The following is a 15,352-nucleotide window of genomic DNA, read 5'->3' as shown; positions in this document are numbered from 1 at the left end:
GGGGAACTACGAGCGGCACCGCCCGTAGGAGCAGCGGCTTCCTGCCGGGACGGTCTTGGCCGGGGCGGACGGAAGCCGTCCGTGGTGCTATCCGGGTTGCTCGGACGGGGGCATGAGCGGGATGTCCACTGGCTGGGTGGTGAGGTACCAGGAGGCGTCTTCCTCCGGGCCCGTCTCGATGACGAGGAAACCTCGTCCGGGAAGACGGAGTGTGCGGCGTCCCTCACCCCTGCCGTGCACGATGTCCTCATCTTCGCCGGGGGTGTTCTCAGGCCAGGTGGTCCGGTGGCAATCGCAGTCGGGCCTGAGCCCCTGGCACTCGCACATGAAACGGACTTCCCAGTTTCCGTCTGTCTGGAACTGGACGGTGCTCAGGGCAGGGCCGCCTTGGTGGTGGAGCACTTCATCTCCGTGGCCGCGGTGTTCCGGGGCAAGCGCGGTCGCGGCTGACAGCGGGAGGATGCGAATCGCCCAACGCTTGTCCCCCTCGAGGTGAGCCGCGGTGACGCGCAGGTGGGTGGGGTCCGCGGGCAGATAGTGGCGGCCATGGTGGTCCCCGGTGGCCAGGACCAGGTAGAGGCCGGTCTTGACCTCATCCTCGGTACGTGTCACGGGGAAGATGTCGAAATACCCTTTACCGGTGACGTCGACCTCCACCAGAGCAGGACGGCCAGACTCAGGGCGGTCGATGAGCAGCTCGGTTCTGCCCTCGCCGAACCCCGTCCACAGATGGCGTTCGCCGACGCCGGCGCCCACGGGCGGGCGGCTGGGGTCGACGACCGGTGGGAGCGCGTCGATCGGAACCGGTCGGCCACTGCGCCGGGCGTCGAGACGGATCATGGCGGCGCGGCCATCGCGAATCGCGGCCAGCGCAGCCGCCTCCGTGGGCGCCGCGCTGGCCCGGCGGTACGCCTCCAAGGCTCCGCGGTATTCCTTCAGGACGGCCGGGGTCGCCTCGGGCCCGTCGGAATCGAACTCCAAGGCGGCGACCTCCTCGCCGAAAGCGGTCACCGACTCCTGTACCGCTGCCGGCAGTTCTTCCGCCGACGGCCTTTCCGTGGCCGGTTCTCTTCCGGGCGGCTCGGCGGAGAGTCGTCGCTGACGCACCATCGGGTAAACGCCGCCCAATGCCAGGCCGACGAGGAAACTCACGACATAACCGATCACACGCCGCATCCTCGCACGCACCTCGCCGCTCGGCCGCGCGCCTGCCGATCAGGTTCTGCGGGTGATGACCATGATGTATTCGCAGGGGGCGTTCGTTCGGTTGGCGAAGCCGTGGTCCGCGTCGGCCTGGAGGAACATGGAGTCGCCGGCGTCCAGGGTCTCGGTGATCCCGCCGACCGCGACGGTGAGGCTGCCTTGGAGCACCACGAGTTGCTTCTCCGTACCCGGTGGATACGCGGGCAGCAGCCCGGTGGAGACCCGCGCGGGGAGGTAGTGGACGATCATCTCGGCCCCTCCGGCGCCGGGGGCCGCTGACACCATGTGCCGCTCGAAGCCGGTTTCCGGGTCACGGAAAACGGGGCGGTCGTCCTTGCGCATGGTGATGGCCACGCCGGACGCGGCGGCGGCCGGGGCACCGATCAGGTCCGAGAGCGACGCGTTGAGCGCGTGGGCGATCCTGGACGCGATGCCGATCGTCGGGCTCTTCTCGCCGCGTTCGACCTTGGACAGCATCGCGCGGCTGACCGACGAGCGCGTGGACAGCTGCTCCAGCGTCAGGCCCGCCTCCTCGCGGCGCCGCCGCACGTTGCCGCCGAACGCGCCGGCCAGGTCGTCGCCGTGCTGCGGTCCGGGCGCGTTTCCGTCTTGCTCGACCACCGTGCTCCTTGATGGATGGGTACCTCGCCGCGCAAGTGTAGTGTTTCTTCTAAAGTAGATGTACTCTCCTTTAGAAGACGGATGCTGCGGCGTCCCCCCATGACGGAGGTTCCATGCGTTTGCTCTCAAGCGGCCGGCTCCATGCCACGTTCGAGTTCGGTGAGCTTCAGGTGGTCGCCCTGCGAGACGGCTACATCGACATGCCGCCCACGCGGCTCCGCGACGAGCATGGTTGCACTCTTGATGAGCTGCCGGCCGCCGTCCTGCTGGTCGGCGACAACCTGCGCCTGTCGGTCAACGCCTTCTACGTCACCGACGGCACGCGCTCGGTTCTCATCGACACCGGCGCGTCGAACGTCTGGCACGACCCCACCATGGGACTGATCTACGACGCGCTCGATGAGGCGGGAGTCGACCGCGCGCAGGTCACCGATGTGGCCATCACCCACAACCACGAAGACCACGTGAGCGGCCTGATCGCACCGGACGGTTCGGAGGCGTTCGCCAAGCTCGAGCGCGTGTGGATCGGCGCGGGGGACACCTCGGTCTTCACGGGGCGGCTCGACCCGGTCCGGGACCGGGTCGTCCCCGTGTCGGAGGAGGTCGCGATCAACGACTGGGCCACGGCGCTCCCGACGCCGGGCCACACGCCGGGTCACACCGTCTACGAGTTCAGGAGCAGCGCGGGTCACCTTCTCGTGTGGGGTGACACCGTCCACGTTCCCACGCTGCAGTTCGACCAGCCGAACGTGTCCTGGGAGCTCGACGGCGACCAGTCCCAGGCCCGCGCCGCACGGGCAGCACTCCTGGAACGGCTGAGCCGCCCGCACCACTTCGTGGCCGGCGCTCACCTCGACTCGCCCGGCATCGCCCGCGTCACCCCGTCCGGCGAGGGCTATGCGCTGGAGTACCTCGCCCCACCGATCGGCTGATCAAGCCCGTCGTCTCCGACTCGACCTTGTGACGGCGGCCCAGAGGACGAGCCCGGCCCACTACGCCACCGGCGGTGCGGCCGTCATGCACTATCCGTGCAGGAAGGCATCGGCTGAGGCGGGCCGGTACGCTCCGGGACGCGTTCGGTCGGCCGTTGCGGTCGAACCCGCCTGTCGGCGGACGTCGTTCGCGGGTGCCGGTTCGTTGAGCGTCAGAGGTGGGCCGATGTCCTGGCCGGGTGTCACGGTGGTTGATGCGTGTGTGCGGCGCGACGGCCGTGGCGGCAGCCCCACGGCCGTCGCCGACGACGACCCGACGGCGACGGACGCGCACCGGCGCGCGGTCGCCGCTGCGGCCGGCACCTCGCACGCGGCGTTCCTCGGCCCGGGGCGTACCCCGGACGGTGGCTGGCCGGTCCGGTTCTTCACCGCCACCGCCGAACTCTCCGGTTGCGGCCACGGCACCGTCGCCGCGCAGGCCGTCCGGTTGACCCACACCGCGCTGGGCGAGCTGAACGACCGCCAGCACACCGGCGGGCGCACGTTCGACACCGTCGCGATCCGCCGGTCCGCCGGGATCGAGGTGTGGTTCGACCAGGGCCTGGTCGCACTGCGGTATCCGGCACCGGACGAGCGCGCCGCGATCGTCGCCGCGCTCGGGCTCGGCGCGGACGATCCGCATCCGACCGACGCGCCACGGGTCGCCTCGCCCGGTGCACCACGGATGCTGGTGCCGGTCCGCGACCGGGCGGCGCTGCTCCGAGTCCGCCCGCGCCTCGGCAGGCTGACAGCCGCGTGCCGGGAGTATGGGCTCCTCGGCTGTTTCGTGTACGTCCCGCCGGTGGGCGACCGACCGGGCGCGGCACGGATGTTCGCGCCGGCGATCGGCGTCCCCGAGGACGTCGCCAACGCCAACAGCACCGGCTGCCTGGCCGCCCACCTGCTCGACACGACAGGAGCGGAGACGGTCGAGATCGAGATGGAGCAGGGCGACACCCTCGGCAGGCCGGCCAGCGTGCTCGCCTCCGCCCGACGCGGGCCGACGGGCATCACGACCCGGGTCGGCGGGTTGGCCCTGGTCCGCGACGGACATTGAGGCGACGACCGTCCTCTTCCGCAACCCGCGCAGAAGCCGTCCGCTGCGGTCAAGCGCGTTGGGAGCCGTCTCGGCTAATCGCTGATCAACCGGCGGAAATGCTCCAGAGCATCCGCCTTGGATGAGGACCACTCATAAGGCATCGCGTCGAACACGCTGCGGTCGTTGTACTGGTTCTTGAGGACGAAGCACAGGAACCACCTCGGTTCGCCGTTGCCGTCCGACCCGCAAAAGATCATATGTTCGTTGTTCGCTTTGACCCAGCGTTCCACGTCCGCGAGGCTCCACCCGGAAGGAGCTTCGGCTATCGCGGGCCAACCGCTCTCGTCATAGCTCACCATAAGCGTCACTGTAGGTCGAAAGTCCGGCGTGACCAGGCGATATCGGATCCGAGCCTCGGTTGAGGCCGAGAGTGGCCACGCTTCCAGTTCGACGGCGCGGGCCACCGGTCGCTACACCCCGCGAAAGGGGGTTGTGGTGGGCGGGTCTGCAGAACCTGGCTCCGGGCCGGCCAGGGAAGGGATGCCGTACCCGGCGGCCGACTGCGCGCGACGGGTGCCGGTGGCGAGCCTTGGGGGACGATCCGACGCGTCCATGGGGGAGGAGCCGTTCATGGTGGCGGTGCGGACAGCTCTGGTCATCGGGGGCGGGATCGCCGGCCCGGCCGTCGCGCTGGCCCTGCGGCGCATCGGTGTCCGTGCCACCGTCTATGAGGCCCATCCCCGCCCGGCCGACGGTCTGGGTGGCGTGCTCACTCTTAGTCCCAACGGGATCGATGCCCTGCGGCTGCTGCGGGCCGAGGCGGTGATCCGGCAGATCGGGCGGCCGGCCACCGAGATCGTCACGCTCGACGGCCGGGGTGGACGCGTCGGCGCCTACACACTGCCCGCCGATCTGCGGCCCGTCCTGAACATGCTGCGCTCCCAGCTGTACCAGGCGTTGAACGACCATGTCCGGTGCCAGGGCATCGCGATCGAGTACGGCAAACGGCTGGTCGGAGCGGAGGAGACGGCCGGAGGGGTTCGCGCTCTGTTCGCCGACGGCAGCAGTGCCCACGCCGAGGTCCTCATCGGCGCCGACGGCCTGCACTCCGCCGTCCGCACCCTGATCGATCCCAGCGCCCCGGCTCCCGTTCACCTGCCGTTGCTGGAGCTGTACGGCCGTACCGACACCGTGGTTCCGGGCGGCTCGGCGGCCGTGTGCATCGTGCTCGTCCGACGCGGCTACCTGGCCTACTGGCGAGCGGCCGCCGACCAGGTGCGCTGGTACGCCAACCTGCCTCTGCCGCACCCGATGACCGCCGGCCAAGCCGCCGAGCAGCCGGACACCCACTGGTTCCAGCGCACCCGCGAGTTCTACGCCGACGAGCCCTTCCCCCACCGCCTGCTCACCGCCACCGACCCCGCCCACACCTGCGTCGTGGGCCCGTCCGTCATGATGCCCCCGCTCCCACGTTGGCACCGCGGCCGGATGGTGCTGGTCGGCGACGCCGCCCACGCACCCTCCTCCAGCTCCGGCCAAGGCGCCTCCCTGGCCATGGAAAGCGCCGTGCAACTGGCCCGCTGCCTGCGCGACCTGCCCACACCCGCCGCCGCGTTCGAGGCCTACCAGCGGCTGCGCAGCCCTCGCACCGAACACATCGCCGCCAACGCCGTGCGGACGCTCGAACGCCGGACCTCACTCTCGCGCCGCCCACGCCTGGCTCGCCTGGCCTGGCCCCTGACGATCAGGACCTTCGCCGAGCCCCGACGAACGCTCGGCCCGATCTGGCATCACCGCATCGACTGGCCATCCCCGGCGCTTGCTCCCGCTCCCTCTACCGCACCGCTCCACTGACGGCCTCGACTCCTGTAGCTGCGGCGAGTCGCCCTCATGGCGCTCACGGCTGGAGACCGCGCCGATGGCGCGGTCTCCAGGATCGGACGGCCGGTCAGACGTGGTGAGCGGTCAGAGGGCGGAGTTGCGGAACGGCTGCTTCGGCGCGCCGAGGTTCGGCTTGCCGATGAGCTGCTTGGACGACAGCGCGTAGACGCCGTCGTTGGTCAGCACCCAGACGATCTTGCGGTCCCACTCGACGTAGACGCCGTGCGTCTGGTTGCCGAGCGCCCAGTCCGGGACGTTCTTGCTGAACCCCTGCGGGACGAACTGCGCCGCGATCTTCGGGTGCGCGGGGTCGCGCACGTCGAAGAACTGCGCGCCGGCGTTGTAGAAGCCGTAGGTCAGCAGCCCGTTCGGCGGGGTGCCGGGGGAGGTGTAGTAGCCGGTGCGCTTGGGGCCGAAGCTGCCGCCGCGCTGGCAGAAGTCGGCGAAACCCGAGCCCTTCGGCGGGACGGGCCGGGGCAGCGTGCCGACGATGCGGGGCTTGGCCGGGTTCCGGACGTCCACCTGGAAGACGTCCTTGTACGGCTCGTAGCAGTCCTCGCCGAGCGGGTAGCCGCTGACGTAGACGATGCCGGTCTTGGCGTACTGCGAGACGTCGACGTTGTCGGCCTCGGTGCCGCCGACCGACATCGGCAGGTCCAGGTGCCCGACGGTCCGCATGTGCGCCGGGTCGGAGATGTCGAGGACGGAGAGTCCGAAGCCGCCCTGCGCCGCGAACGCGTACTTCCCGCCCTGCTCGACGGGCTTGGGGATGAACAGCGGCATGCGCGCGCCCATCCAGGACGTCTGGTTGCCGCAGCGCGGGTTCGTCCGGTAGGCGGCCTCCTCGCCCTTCGCCTGGCCGGGCAGGTGCCACTCGCCGAGCTTGCGCGGGTGCGCGGGGTCGGACATGTCGTAGGACGCGTACCCGGCCGAGTACAGGTTCGTCGGGACCTCGGAGTTGCCCCACGAGTCGCGCGGGGCGACCGCGATGAACATGTACTTCTCGCCCGTGTAGTACGGGACGTCGAGGGAGCCGGAGCCCTGCTGCGCGGCGTGGACGTCGGAGCGCAGCGGGTCCTTCTGGGTGGCGTCGGTGCTGACGGTGGCCAGCAGGTGCCAGTCCTTCTTGCGCGGGCCGTCCAGGCGGAACACCTTGAAGCCCTTGAGCTGCCTCGTCTGCCGGACCTTCTTCACGCCCGCGGGGTTGCCGAACTTGCCGTGCGCGGGGTCGTCGCCGAGCTCGTCGGGGATCTGGCGCTTGGCCTCGAAGCTCTGGACCATGACGTAGGCGTTGAGCTTCCTGTTCCACTGGATCGTGGACGCGCCCCAGAAGTCGTGCGCGGCCCAGGCGCCGTTCGCCTTGTTCTCGTCGCCGTCGACGTCGTCGCGGGTCATCTTCTCGACGACCTTCACCTTCTTGACGTCGGTGATGTCGTAGACGCGGCCCTCGCTCCGGTCGTACTGGAACATATAGCGGCGGCCGCGGAAATCGACGATGTTCTGCCACGTGTGAAAGTAGTCTGGCGTGAATTCCTTGCCCCGGTAGGACGCCTCGAGCCGGACCGGGCCGGACTGGTGCGCGTTCGGGTCGTAGCCCGCGGTCTTGCCGAACAGGTCCGTGGATCCGCCTGGGAAGGGGTGCCGCTCCTCGTCGGCGGGGGTCAGCGCCGGGTGCCGGAACGTGCCGTCCAGCTGCATCCCGTAGGAGCCGGGGTCGGCGGCGGGGGGCCTGCGGTCCCCGCAGACGGTCGGGATGTAGGGGTCGGTGGGGCCGGCGTGCGCGGAGCCGATCGCCGCCAGCGAGGCGAGGACGGCGACGGAGGCCGAGCCTGCGGCGGCCGCCGCGAGGCGGATTCTCCTCATGGAAAATGCCTTTCCTAGGGGTTCGAAGAGCATGATCCAGCCGCGGGGGATCCACTAATACCTACTTTCGTGACGGCTATACCGAACCGGTTATCACCGGTTTTCGGGAGTGGCTCGCGGCGGGCCGCGCCGTCTCAGGAGAACCTGGGAATCGGGAGGGCCAGACCGCCGTGGCCACGACGGCGGGCCCGACGCGCGCGGGGCCGAGGACGGCGACGTGTCCGGTCACGAGGCCGTCCTCGGCAGTCGCGGGCGCTCCGCCCCTGGGCCGCGCCGGCGATATCGCGGGCGTATTGAAAACCGAATACGCCACCGCAACGGGCGTCCGTCTTCAGTAAAGGCATGGACTGCATCGCATCGCTGTCAACACTTCGCACGTGCAGGGCCGCGCTCGCCGGTTCAGGTCGGAGAGCGGACGGTCGTTCCGTCCGCCTGGCGGCGCTCGACCGGGCATGCCGGCCTCATCGCGGGCCGGCGTACGGGCTGACCTTCCGGCGGTGAGTCGTGGCGATCAAAGTGCGTCTTCTGGCGGTCGTCACGCGGGTCGTCGCGGTGCTGCTGGTGCCGGTCGCGTTCTGCCGTGCACCGGGCCGCGCGCGGTTCCTGGCCTGCCAATGGGCGTTGGCCATGCGCTTTCCCGCCGAGGATCTTCGGGGACTGGCGCCGGAGACGCTGGCGGCGTTCACGCACGCGCGGACCGAGGCGTTCTGGCGTGACGGGCAGATGATCGGCCTCACCTCGGTACCGCGCCCCGGCGGATCAGTACCGGATCTTCGCCGAGGAGGTGTGGCGCACCGGCTCGGTGTCGGCGGCGCGACGCCGGGTGCTGCCGCCGGAGGAGTCCAGCCATGTGCGGGGGTTCGCGCTCGACGTCCGGCCGACCGAGGGAGCGCAGTGGCTCGAACTGCACGGTTGGCGGTACGGGCTCTACCGCGTCTACGACAACGAATGGTGGCATTTCGAGTACCGGACAGCCCCGCCGATCCGGCTGCCGCACCCGTATGCCGCCCCTCGGCGGATGTACACGGACCCGGCTGAGGACCCGTCGTGGAGGCGGCCGTGAACGGGCCGACCCTGAAGACGCTGCCCGAGGCGGTGACCGCGAACGTCGCCGAGATCCGCGCGCGGACACGGAGCACGATCATGGCCGTGGTCAAGGCCGACGGTTTCGGCCACGGCGCGGTGACGGTCGCCAAGGCCGCCATCGCCGCCGGTGCCGGGTGGCTCGGGACGACGAGCATCGCGGACGCGTGCGTGTTGAGGGACGCGGGACTGATGGTTCCGATCCTCACCTGGCTGCATCCCTCCGGGATCGATGCCGAGGCGGCGGCTGCGGCCCAGGTCGATGTCGCGGTCGGGTCGGTGGACGAGCTCGACGGCCTCATCGCGCAGGCTGCGCCGACGGTGCGCGTCCATCTGCATAGGGACACCGGGATGGCCCGGGGCGGCTGCCCTCGCGGGCAGTGGGACGAACTGATCGGCATCGCTCAACGTGGTCGCAGGGCTCGGCGGGTCCGCGTCGTGGGCGTCATGGGGCATCTTCCGCTGGCCGACCGTGCCGAGCCGGCGGCGAACGCGTCGGCGGTCGCGAGCATGCACGAGGCACTGAAGGCGGTCCGGGCGGCGGGGTTCGCTTCGCCGCTCGCCCATCTCGCGGCCACGTCCGGGACGGTCACCGATCCGGCGACGCATTTCGGCATGGTCCGGATCGGGGCGGGACTGGTCGGCATCGATCCGTCCGGGACCGTGGAGCTGCACGGCGCGTCCCGTCTGACCGCACCGATCGTGCACACGACGGCGGTCCCGGCCGGCACGCCGGTCGGTTACGGCGGCGCGTACACCACCTCCCGCGCCACTCATCTGAGCGTCCTCCCGGTCGGGTACGCCGACGGGATCCCCCGAGAGCTGTCGCCCGGGGCCTGCGTCGAGATCCGCGGGCGCCGCTTCCCGGTGGTCGGACGGGTGTCGATGGACCAGATCGTGATCGACACCGGCGGCCGGTACTTCCCGGTCGGCACGTCCGCGACCGTGTTCGGGCCGGACGGGGGCGCGACCCCGACCATCCAGGACTGGGCCCGCTGGGCCGGGACCATTCCGCACACCATCGTCACCGGCATAGGGCCGCGTGTGAAGAGGAGCATCGCATGACACGGCGGATCGTAGTCATCGGCGGCGGAGAGAACGCCGAGCACGACGTCTCCCTGGCCACGGCCGCAGCGGTCGCGAAGGCGCTGCGGACCGGCGGGTTCGACGTCGACGAGCTGACCATCGACCGCGACGGGACGTGGAGACAGGGAGCGGACGCGCTCGGGAAGCAGGCGATCGGTTCGCTGGCGGCGGCACTCGCCGTCATCGAACGCGCCGACGTCGTCTTCCCCGCGGTCCACGGCCCGTGCGGTGAGGACGGGACGCTCGCGGCGTTGTGCGCTCTCACGCACACGCCGATGGTCGGCTCGGGCCTGCGCGCCGGGTCGCTCGGTATGGACAAATGGGCCACCAAGCTCGTAGCTGAGGCGGTCGGTATCCGCACCGCGCCAGGACGGCTGGTGGCGGCGGAGGAGATCGCCGGTGTCGAGTTCGAGAAGGACGTGGTCGTCAAGCCCGTCTCGGCCGGGTCGAGTTTCGGTGTCGCCCTCGCACGCGATGCCTCCCAGTTGCGCGACGCCCTGCGGTTGGCGGCACGCTTCGACGACCGCATCCTGATCGAGGACGTCGTCGTGGGCCGGGAGATTGATGTGGCCGTCCTGCGGGAGGCCGATGGCCGGCGGTGGGCGTCGCCTCCGCTGGAGATCCACGCCGACGGCCTGTTCGACACCCGGGTGAAGTACGACGGTTCAGCCCGGTTCAGTGTGCCCGCCGGGCTCGACGACGCGGAGCGGGCGTCCCTGGTGGGGGCGGCGCTGCGGATGTTCGACGCGCTCGGCTGTGCCGGGGTCGCCCGCGTCGACTTCTTCCTCACCGGCGACGGACCCGTCCTCAACGAGGTCAACACCATGCCGGGGATGACTGCCGAGTCCCAGGTGCCGCGAATGTTCGCCGCGACCGGCCTGCCCTACGAGCGGCTGGTCGCGCTCCTGGTCGACGCCGCCGCCGTCCCCGACCTCCGAGGAACGGAAATCGTCAGGTGACCCGTGCGGGCGGGAGTGGGTCGCGTCGTCCCCAGGACGCCGCAGGCGAGTCAGTTCGCATATGTCGGCGATATGCCCCGCCGCCTAGCCTCAAGGTGTGCGCGTGCTGATCGTGGAAAACGAGCCCTACCCGGCCGAGGCCGTCCCTGACGGCCTCCGGCCGGCGGCCATCGCCGCCGACCTCCCCATGCGGCCCGGCGGCGTCCATGCGTAGGCGCCCGGGACTCAGCGCGCGGCTGAAACTCACCATCAGCTACGCCGGAGTGATCGTCCTCTCCGGTGCCCTCCTGTTGGCCGTGGTCTGGGTGTTCCTGCTGCGCTACGTTCCCGACGGGGTGATCAGGACCGGGCCGGAGTTCTTCCGGCGCGGGGGGCCGGCGCCGCGCTTCATCCCCAACCGCACCGACCTCTGGCGCGCCTTCGCGCCCCGCGCGGCCCAGGCACTGGCCCTCCTCCTGCTGTTCGGGCTTCTCGGCGGATGGCTCCTCGCCGGCCGGATGCTCGCGCCGCTCACCCGGATCGCGGACGCGGCGCGGCTGGCCGCGAACGGATCGCTGTCCCACCGGATCCGGCTCCAAGGCCCCAGAGACGAGTTCCGCGAACTGGCCGACGTGTTCGACACCATGCTCGAACAGCTCGAATCCCACGTCACCGAACAGCAGCGGTTCGCCGCGAACGCCTCCCACGAACTGCGCACCCCGCTGGCGATCTCCCAGGCGATCCTCGACGTCGCCCGCAACGACCCCACCCAGAACCGGGACGAGCTCATCGAGCGGCTCCAGACCGTCAACACCCGCGCGATCGATCTCATCGAGGCCCTCCTGCTGCTCAGCCGCAGCGACCGCAGGAGCTTCACCCGCGAGCCCGTCGACCTGTCCCTGGTCGCCGAAGAGGCCGCCGAAACCCTGCTCCCGATCGCCGAGAAGCGGCGGATCACGCTGGAGGTCGCCGGCGACAGGACGCAGACCAGCGGCTCCGCGGAGCTCATCCTGCGGATGGTGACGAACCTCGTCCAGAACGCCATCGTCCACAACCTGCCCGTCGGCGGCACCGTGACGGTCCACACCACGGCGGAGGACGACGCGAGCGTCCTGCGGGTCGAGAACACGGGCCCACCGCTCCCATGGGACCTGATTCCGACCCTCACCGAGCCGTTCCAGCGCGGAACGCGGCGCATCCGCAACGACGAGCATCCCGGCGTCGGCCTGGGGCTGGCCATCGTCCACAGCATCGTCCGAGCACACGACGGGACCCTGGATCTCACACCCCGCCCGGCTGGCGGTCTCCTCGTGACGATCCGCCTTCCCATCACGCGTCAGGACCCGTCCCCGACCGCGGCCCACCAACCTGCCAGGACGCCGTCACCCGCGGAGTAGCGACGGACGGTGCCCGGTCCAGCCGCCCTCGCGCAACGCCTCGACCGCCACGCGGTCCCCCGCCTTTCAGGGCCCAGGGCGGGTGCGGCGACGCCTACCCGGCTTGGATCTTTCCCCCGTTCGGGTGACCTGGTCGATCCTCGCGGGGGAGTGTGCGCCGCGCGCGGCCCGGCAGGCTCGTCCCCATGAGCGACATGACCGTCACGGGCGGACCGAAGCGGGCCCACCTCACCCGGCCGCAAGTCCGCTCGTCCGCTGATGACACCAGGAGCTGACATGGGCCAGTTGAAGCACGTCCACACCGTGATCTACCCCGCACGAGCCCTCGCGGCCGGCACCGCCGCGTGGACCGCGATCCTGGGCGGCGGCCCCGCCTGGGAGAGCCCCGATTTCGTCACGTTCATCACCGGCGACATCGAGATCGGACTGTCGCGCCTTCCCTGGTTCGACCATCCGCTGGTGTTCTGGCAGGTCGACGACATCGTCTACGCCCACCGCGAACTGCTGGACGCCGGGGCCACCGCCCTGGGCGAAGTCGTCGGCGGGTCGATGGCCGAGCTCGGCACCGCGCCCGTGGTCAACGGCGACCCGGCGACCGGCATCGTCGATGTCCCCGGCCGCAGGCTCGCGGTCCTCAAGACCGCCGACGGCAACCCGATCGGCCTACTCCAGAACCTGCCCGCCGCCTGGTAGCCCTCGTAGAGCTCCGAACCTCTTCGCCCGCCCTGCTGTCTTGAGGCGGTGACGACAGGGCGCCGTCCCGGATGGGCCGGGAAGGCGCTGTCGGTGAGCGGGAAGTACGAGGTGCGTGCTCTTGTGGCCGTTTCAGCGGTCGGTGGCGCCTCTACAAGAACGCTTCCTTCGCCTATCTCTACTACGGCGACAAGAACCACTACTACGACTCGCCTCTGAAGGCGTCGAACGTGTCCGTCCGATAGGGCGTGAACAGCAGCGACCTGTGACGATGCGGCGGCGGTCCGAGGTTTTCGGGCCGCCATCGTCTTTTTCATGCCGCATTCCATAACTCGGCGTCGTGGCGACGCGACCGGACTGAACGTTCACGTTCCGTCGCGCTGGTCTCTTTTTTGTTGCAAGGGGGGTGGATAGGGTGAGGTAGTCGGTGCGGAGAGGGGGACGGGTGTCGGTGGGGCCGCGAATTTCACTTTCGTTGTCGGTGGCGGAGGCGAATCTGGTGTTGGAGGCGTTGGGGCAGATGCCTTACGCGCGGGTCTACGAGCTGGTGCGGCTTATTCAGGAGCAGGCGCAGGCGCAGCTTGCGGAGGCTCCGGGGGAAGCGGAGGAACCGGCCTGAGTCACGCCGGGGTGATCCCGGTGGCCAGGTAGGTGACGCGTTCGGCGGTTTCGATCATCTGACGCGCGAAGTCGCCCGGTCCGAAGTCGGCGCGCGCGACGGACAGGGCGTCGGCCATGGCGTCGGCGAGGGTGCGCAGGGGGATCGTCCGGCGCGGGCCGTAGGTCAGGGGGGCCAGGTCGGGGCCGGAGCCGCCGGAGGCGTTGCGCAGGGCCTTGCCGAAGCGGTCCGTGCCGTCCGGCTCGATGGCGAAGTGCAGGCTCTCGGGCCGCTGGTGCAGGTCCAGCCGGGCGATGTCGCCGCGGAACAGGCAGAGCATGATGTTGGCGGAGAGCTTGTCGCGGCGGACGACGGGCAACGGCTGGTCGGCCTTCGCGCCCGGGTAGGCGTCGATGAGCAGGTCGGGGTAGCCCGACACCAGGTCGGAGCGGATCAGCACTCCGGTGATGCGGGGGTACTTCACGGGCGGCGGGTGCAGGCGGTCGAGTTCGGCGTCGGCCGCACCCAGCCTGCCGATGCTGAACGCCCCGTCGATGAGGGCTTTCAGCCACAGGGTGTCCAGGGTGACGAACCGGAGCGACTCGGCGGGTAGCAGCCGTTCGTCGGGGACGAGGTAGGAGAACGGGACGCCGCGCAGCAGGCTGAGGTCGTTGAGGAACGTCGCGACCGGTTCCGGGCAGGAGCTGTCGATCTCGGTCACAGCCAGCGGGTAGGCCGAGGACACCTCGCGCAGATGGTGCTGGCTGCGCCGCCGCTTCCACTCGTACAGCTCGGTGGCGATGCCCGCGCTGCGCAGCGTCAGCAGCCGGCCGAGCTGCCAGGCCGAGGCGTAGCCGACGTCGAACATGCCGGTGTCCGGGTGGTAGCGCAGGAGCCGGTCGGGGCTGCGGACCGGGGTGACGGACTCGCCGCCCACCGGTCCTGTGGTGAACGGTCCCCGGTACCACGAGACCGTGCGGCCGCCTTCGAGTAGTTCGTGCCGGACCGGGACGAGGCCCTGGTCGAGGAAGGGCTCGGCGGTCGGGTCGCCGATCCGGGGAAGCCGGAACGGAGCGCCGCTGCGGCCCAGCTTTCGCGCCAGGGTCGCGAAGGTCTGCTCGGTGTCGGCGCAGGCGAACCGCCAGTTGTACAGGGAGACCAGCCGCACCTCGGAGTCGCCTACGGCGTTGCCGTAGGCGAATTGCCCCGAGGCGTCGTAGCGCCCTTCGAGGGAGACCAGGTGCACCGTGCACGACTGCCCGGCCGGGGGGAGCCGTCCGCCGATGACGAGGGCGGCGTCGGGTCCCTCGCCGCGCCGCACGTGCGCGGTGTAGGGCAGGTTCCGCACGTCCGACAGTTCACCCAGCACCTCGGTCAGCAGCGAGCGCGGGACGTCGATGACGGTCATCTTCTCGTCGGACGGCTCCAGCCGTTCGGCGGCGGGCTCGGGGATGGACGCGGTGCCGCGGGTCAGCTCGGCCCGGGTCACCGTCCGGGGCCGGGGACGTTCGGCGTCGGTGAACAGCAGCAGGGCCAGCCACGGCGCGGTGCCGCCGGCGGTGCCGCCCGGCTCGCGCTCCCACGGCAGCGACGGCCGCTTCAGCACGATGTGCGGCAGCACGTTGGAGTGGTCGCCGAGGCTGCCGTCCGGCGGGAACACCGACAGCACCGCCGCCTGCGGCAGGGAGAAGCGGTCACCCGCGACCGAGAAGGTGCGCGAGGCGGTGAACGGCTCGGGATCGAGGTCGATCCGCTGCTCGACGGTGATGTGGTAGTCGCCCGACGGAAGGCCCGGCCTCTGGTGGCCGACGAACGTGATCTGCTCAGGCATGTGCGGCCACCTGGGGTGTCTCCTCGAAGGCGGTGACGTCGAGACCGGCGAGGTCGATCTCGGCGCCGGGGATCAGCGTCTGGGCCAGGGCCGAGCGGGCGCCGGCCGTCGCCGGAGCGTTGACGGTGCCGGCGATCCGCCGGGCGCG

14 protein-coding genes and 1 pseudogene are annotated in these 15,352 nt (G+C 70.6%); 10 read left to right on the top strand and 5 right to left on the bottom strand.

Features of this window, described 5'->3' with window-relative positions:
• Positions 1–87: 87 nt before the first annotated feature.
• Positions 88–1,167: a hypothetical protein gene (locus AB0J52_RS01380; RefSeq protein ID WP_500179559.1), complete on the bottom strand. Its 1,080-nt coding sequence runs from the start codon at positions 1,165–1,167 to the stop codon at positions 88–90.
• A gap of 48 nt (positions 1,168–1,215) precedes the next feature.
• Positions 1,216–1,824 (bottom strand): helix-turn-helix domain-containing protein, encoded by a 609-nt coding sequence (locus AB0J52_RS01375; protein ID WP_500179558.1) that lies wholly within the window; start codon positions 1,822–1,824, stop codon positions 1,216–1,218.
• Between the two features lie 113 nt (positions 1,825–1,937).
• On the opposite strand from AB0J52_RS01375, the gene AB0J52_RS01370 reads away from it, so the two are divergent.
• Both AB0J52_RS01370 and AB0J52_RS01365 read left to right on the top strand, forming a co-directional pair.
• Positions 1,938–2,756 (top strand): MBL fold metallo-hydrolase, encoded by an 819-nt coding sequence (locus AB0J52_RS01370; RefSeq protein ID WP_500179557.1) that lies wholly within the window; start codon positions 1,938–1,940, stop codon positions 2,754–2,756.
• Positions 2,722–3,852, top strand: a complete 1,131-nt coding sequence (locus tag AB0J52_RS01365; RefSeq protein WP_500179556.1) for a PhzF family phenazine biosynthesis protein — start codon at positions 2,722–2,724, stop codon at positions 3,850–3,852. The genes AB0J52_RS01370 and AB0J52_RS01365 overlap by 35 nt, the downstream gene beginning before the upstream one ends.
• Positions 3,853–3,926: 74 nt before the next feature.
• Here the strand turns inward: AB0J52_RS01365 and AB0J52_RS01360 are convergent, their stop codons facing one another.
• A complete protein-coding gene (locus tag AB0J52_RS01360) occupies positions 3,927–4,193 on the bottom strand; it encodes a hypothetical protein (protein ID WP_500179555.1) in 267 nt (88 codons plus the stop codon).
• A gap of 271 nt (positions 4,194–4,464) precedes the next feature.
• On the opposite strand from AB0J52_RS01360, the gene AB0J52_RS01355 reads away from it, so the two are divergent.
• Positions 4,465–5,688: an FAD-dependent oxidoreductase gene (locus AB0J52_RS01355; RefSeq protein WP_500179554.1), complete on the top strand. Its 1,224-nt coding sequence runs from the start codon at positions 4,465–4,467 to the stop codon at positions 5,686–5,688.
• A 111-nt stretch (positions 5,689–5,799) separates the two neighbouring features.
• Here the strand turns inward: AB0J52_RS01355 and AB0J52_RS01350 are convergent, their stop codons facing one another.
• Positions 5,800–7,578: an LVIVD repeat-containing protein gene (locus tag AB0J52_RS01350; RefSeq protein WP_500179553.1), complete on the bottom strand. Its 1,779-nt coding sequence runs from the start codon at positions 7,576–7,578 to the stop codon at positions 5,800–5,802.
• Between the two features lie 784 nt (positions 7,579–8,362).
• Here AB0J52_RS01350 and AB0J52_RS01345 point away from each other — a divergent pair.
• The 7 genes and pseudogenes from AB0J52_RS01345 (at position 8,363) to AB0J52_RS01315 (ending at position 13,394) form a co-directional block, all read left to right on the top strand.
• Entirely contained in the window at positions 8,363–8,641 is a 279-nt protein-coding gene (locus tag AB0J52_RS01345; RefSeq protein ID WP_500179552.1) for a M15 family metallopeptidase domain-containing protein, read from the top strand.
• The gene (gene alr / locus AB0J52_RS01340) at positions 8,638–9,726 is read left to right on the top strand and encodes an alanine racemase (RefSeq protein ID WP_500179551.1); all 1,089 of its coding nucleotides are present in this window, start codon (positions 8,638–8,640) and stop codon (positions 9,724–9,726) included. Before AB0J52_RS01345 ends, alr begins: the two co-directional genes overlap by 4 nt.
• Complete coding sequence (locus tag AB0J52_RS01335; RefSeq protein WP_500179550.1) at positions 9,723–10,706, top strand: D-alanine--D-alanine ligase family protein; 984 nt, start codon at positions 9,723–9,725, stop codon at positions 10,704–10,706. The genes alr and AB0J52_RS01335 overlap by 4 nt, the downstream gene beginning before the upstream one ends.
• Positions 10,707–10,803: 97 nt before the next feature.
• Positions 10,804–10,890, top strand: a pseudogene (locus tag AB0J52_RS01330) (response regulator transcription factor); the annotation flags it as partial.
• A 22-nt stretch (positions 10,891–10,912) separates the two neighbouring features.
• Complete coding sequence (locus AB0J52_RS01325; RefSeq protein ID WP_500179549.1) at positions 10,913–12,082, top strand: sensor histidine kinase; 1,170 nt, start codon at positions 10,913–10,915, stop codon at positions 12,080–12,082.
• A 276-nt stretch (positions 12,083–12,358) separates the two neighbouring features.
• Complete coding sequence (locus AB0J52_RS01320) at positions 12,359–12,775, top strand: VOC family protein (protein ID WP_500179548.1); 417 nt, start codon at positions 12,359–12,361, stop codon at positions 12,773–12,775.
• A gap of 445 nt (positions 12,776–13,220) precedes the next feature.
• The gene (locus AB0J52_RS01315) at positions 13,221–13,394 is read left to right on the top strand and encodes a hypothetical protein (protein ID WP_500179547.1); all 174 of its coding nucleotides are present in this window, start codon (positions 13,221–13,223) and stop codon (positions 13,392–13,394) included.
• A 1-nt stretch (position 13,395) separates the two neighbouring features.
• Here AB0J52_RS01315 and AB0J52_RS01310 read toward each other — a convergent pair whose 3' ends face one another.
• Entirely contained in the window at positions 13,396–15,204 is a 1,809-nt protein-coding gene (locus tag AB0J52_RS01310; protein ID WP_500179546.1) for a hypothetical protein, read from the bottom strand.
• Between the last annotated feature and the right edge of the window lie 148 nt (positions 15,205–15,352).

Origin of the sequence: Spirillospora sp. NPDC049652, assembly GCF_040675125.1 — a bacterium.
GTDB lineage: Bacteria > Actinomycetota > Actinomycetes > Streptosporangiales > Streptosporangiaceae > Spirillospora.
The sequence above is the reverse complement of the archived record's forward strand: the minus strand, read 5'-3'. Positions and strand labels throughout refer to the sequence as shown.

Bases quoted from the DNA above. Each gene is read 5' to 3' on its own strand.
- AB0J52_RS01370 (WP_500179557.1), top strand. From the start codon at position 1,938: ATGCGTTTGCTCTCAAGCGGCCGGCTCCATGCCACGTTCGAGTTCGGT.
- AB0J52_RS01365 (WP_500179556.1), top strand. From the start codon at position 2,722: ATGCGCTGGAGTACCTCGCCCCACCGATCGGCTGATCAAGCCCGTCGT.
- AB0J52_RS01360 (WP_500179555.1), bottom strand. From the start codon at position 4,193: ATGGTGAGCTATGACGAGAGCGGTTGGCCCGCGATAGCCGAAGCTCCT.
- AB0J52_RS01355 (WP_500179554.1), top strand. From the start codon at position 4,465: ATGGTGGCGGTGCGGACAGCTCTGGTCATCGGGGGCGGGATCGCCGGC.
- AB0J52_RS01350 (WP_500179553.1), bottom strand. From the start codon at position 7,578: ATGAGGAGAATCCGCCTCGCGGCGGCCGCCGCAGGCTCGGCCTCCGTC.
- AB0J52_RS01335 (WP_500179550.1), top strand. From the start codon at position 9,723: ATGACACGGCGGATCGTAGTCATCGGCGGCGGAGAGAACGCCGAGCAC.
- AB0J52_RS01325 (WP_500179549.1), top strand. From the start codon at position 10,913: ATGCGTAGGCGCCCGGGACTCAGCGCGCGGCTGAAACTCACCATCAGC.
- AB0J52_RS01320 (WP_500179548.1), top strand. From the start codon at position 12,359: ATGGGCCAGTTGAAGCACGTCCACACCGTGATCTACCCCGCACGAGCC.
- AB0J52_RS01310 (WP_500179546.1), bottom strand. From the start codon at position 15,204: ATGCCTGAGCAGATCACGTTCGTCGGCCACCAGAGGCCGGGCCTTCCG.